Genomic DNA, 1,266 nt, shown 5'->3' with positions numbered 1-1,266 from the left:
TGTGAAGTGCACCCCTTAGAATAGACATTGGAATAAACCCCTGGTTTATCCGATGAAATCTAAGGGGTGCATTTTTTATGGTGAAAAAAGGACAAAAGTTCACAACGTATTCATATGAGATAAAGCTTGAAGCTATACGCCTACACGTTAAAGAGGGATGGACCTATCGCAGAATCATGGAGAAGTTTAACATTCCTGACCGACACCGGTTGAAAGTATGGATGCGGAAATATCGGGAACTTGGCGAGCTTGGACTGATGGATGGGCGGGGAATCCCTAAGGAATATGTGAATCAGGATAGTCAGATCCAAAGGCTAAAGCGGGAGAACGAGATGCTAAAAAAGTGCTTGGAAATCTGGATGCAGGAGATGAAACGCAGCGGTATATAACGATTGAGAGAGTAGCAAATGAATATCCAGTTACTCAGCTTTGCAAAGTTTTTGGAGTCTCCAGAAGCGGATATTACGCTTTTCTAAAGCGCAAAGCATTCGATCGGGACCGAGAAGATAAGGAACTCGTGAAGAAGGTCTATGAGCACTACAATGGTGTCCACGGCTACCGGCAGCTTCAACTGTTCTTACTACAGGACCATGGGGTCTGGATGAATCATAAGAAGGTACTTCGGCTTATGCAGGTGCTAGGGATCCGCTCACGAATTCGGCGAAAACATCGCTGTAACTACGCTTCTTCGACCGAAGGGCGTGTCGCTAAAAACCTACTGAAACGGGATTTCAAGGCAGATGCTCCAAACCAAAAATGGGTTACAGATGTTACACAATACCGGGTGGGAGAGTCGTGGATCTACCTCTCCGCGGTGAAAGACTTGTTTAATAATGAGATTGTAGCCTACCACATGAGCCAGAAAAATGACAATCCACTGGTTCTACAGACCTTTGAGAATGCCTTTAACAAGACAAAAGACGTGACCGGACTGATCGTTCACAGCGACCAGGGATTCCAGTACACGTCTCATGCATACCACGACATGCTGCCAAAGGTTGGCGCCCGAATCAGCATGTCTCGACGAGGAAATTGTTATGACAATGCCTCCATGGAGAGCTTCTTCTCGCATCTCAAAACGGAAGGGCTCTACCCTTATGATATCCGAAATATGGATGAGGCACAAAGGCGAATTGAAGCCTATATTCAATTTTATAACGAACATCGACCGCAACGAAGACTAAATAAGCTGCCTCCGGTAGAGTACCGGAAGCAGCTTATAGCCTAGGGTCTTTTTTCAGTGTCTATAAAACAGGGGCTTGACCA

At 45.7% G+C, this 1,266-nt stretch carries 2 protein-coding genes; both read left to right on the top strand.

Going from position 1 to position 1,266, the window contains the following annotated elements; genetic code table 11:
- The first annotated feature begins 77 nt into the window (after positions 1-77).
- Positions 78-389: a helix-turn-helix domain-containing protein gene (locus tag L6H70_RS28600; RefSeq protein WP_236337600.1), complete on the top strand. Its 312-nt coding sequence runs from the start codon at positions 78-80 to the stop codon at positions 387-389.
- Complete coding sequence (locus L6H70_RS28595) at positions 344-1,228, top strand: IS3 family transposase (RefSeq protein WP_236337598.1); 885 nt, start codon at positions 344-346, stop codon at positions 1,226-1,228. The genes L6H70_RS28600 and L6H70_RS28595 overlap by 46 nt, the downstream gene beginning before the upstream one ends.
- The last annotated feature ends 38 nt before the right edge of the window (positions 1,229-1,266 follow it).

Source organism: Paenibacillus auburnensis, from assembly GCF_927798115.1.
Taxonomy (GTDB): domain Bacteria; phylum Bacillota; class Bacilli; order Paenibacillales; family Paenibacillaceae; genus Paenibacillus_AQ; species Paenibacillus_AQ auburnensis.
The sequence above is the reverse complement of the archived record's forward strand: the minus strand, read 5'-3'. Positions and strand labels throughout refer to the sequence as shown.

Bases quoted from the DNA above. Each gene is read 5' to 3' on its own strand.
- L6H70_RS28600 (WP_236337600.1), top strand. From the start codon at position 78: ATGGTGAAAAAAGGACAAAAGTTCACAACGTATTCATATGAGATAAAG.